Genomic DNA, 989 nt, shown 5'->3' on the forward strand with positions numbered 1-989 from the left:
CCGGTAGGACGGTCCGTCCATCAGGGTTTGATGGCTGGTGTTGATGAGCCGGTCGAGGAGCGACTCGGCGACGACCGGGTTCGGGAACAGCGGGTACCAGTCCTTCGGGGCGCGGTTGCTCGTCAGAATCAGCGGTTTGCCGGCGATGGCGCGATCGGAAACCAGATCGTAGAGGTCGTCGGACTGGGTGGTGGTGTGCTCACGCATCGCAAAATCATCGATAATCAACACCAGCGGCCGGGTGTATTCGCGCATCCGCTGACCGATGGTGCGGTCGGCATGGCCGCCGGCGAGATCGGCGAGCATGCGGGAGCACTTGACGAACCGCACGTCCCCGCCGCGGCGGGCGACGTGATGCCCAAGCGCTTGTGCCACATGGGTTTTGCCTACTCCAACGGGACCGTAGAGGATCACCGACTCGCCGGCATCGAGCCAGCGCAGGGCGGCCAGGTCCCGCAGCATCGCCGCGGGAAGTTTCGGATTCGCGGTGAAATCGAAGTCCTCGAAGGTGGCCGGTTGCTCGAACCGCGCTCGTCGCAGCCGACGGGCCAGCGCCGCGGTTTCCCGGCGGGCGATCTCATCCTCACACAGCACTTGCAGGAACTCGAGGTGTCCGAGCTGCCCGTCCCGGGTCTGAGCGAGCCGGGCGTCGAGCGTGTCGAGCATCCCGGTCAACTTCAACGTCTTCAGCGCAGCCCGCAGGCTGGGGTCGTGAATGGTCATGACGATTCCTAGTGGTCTGATGAAAGTAATTGGTGTGCAGCATGCGTCGGTGCAGCGTTCAACACTTCAGGCGGTGCGTTCGGTGTCGAAGGCGTCGGGTCCGCGCAGGAACGCCGGCGCCGGCGTGGGGGCCGGTGTGGGCTCTCCGTCGTGTTCGGTGCCGGCGGCGAGGATGCCCTTGACGGTGCGGTAGCTGGGGTCACCGACCTCGAGGGCGCGGGCGCAGGCCGCGTCCAGGCGGGCGTCGTCGTAGCGGTCCCGCAGTC

1 protein-coding gene and 1 pseudogene are annotated in these 989 nt (G+C 66.5%); both read right to left on the reverse strand.

Annotated features, from left to right (window positions below; translation table 11 throughout):
• Positions 1-723: IS21-like element helper ATPase IstB (gene istB / locus RJ1_RS45015; RefSeq protein ID WP_073371177.1), on the reverse strand; the 723-nt coding region annotated here is incomplete at its 3' end.
• A gap of 66 nt (positions 724-789) precedes the next feature.
• Positions 790-989: pseudogene (locus RJ1_RS45020) on the reverse strand (IS21 family transposase); the annotation flags it as partial.

Origin of the sequence: Rhodococcus jostii NBRC 16295 (assembly GCF_001894825.1) — a bacterium.
In the GTDB taxonomy this organism is placed as follows: Bacteria; Actinomycetota; Actinomycetes; order Mycobacteriales; family Mycobacteriaceae; genus Rhodococcus_F; species Rhodococcus_F jostii.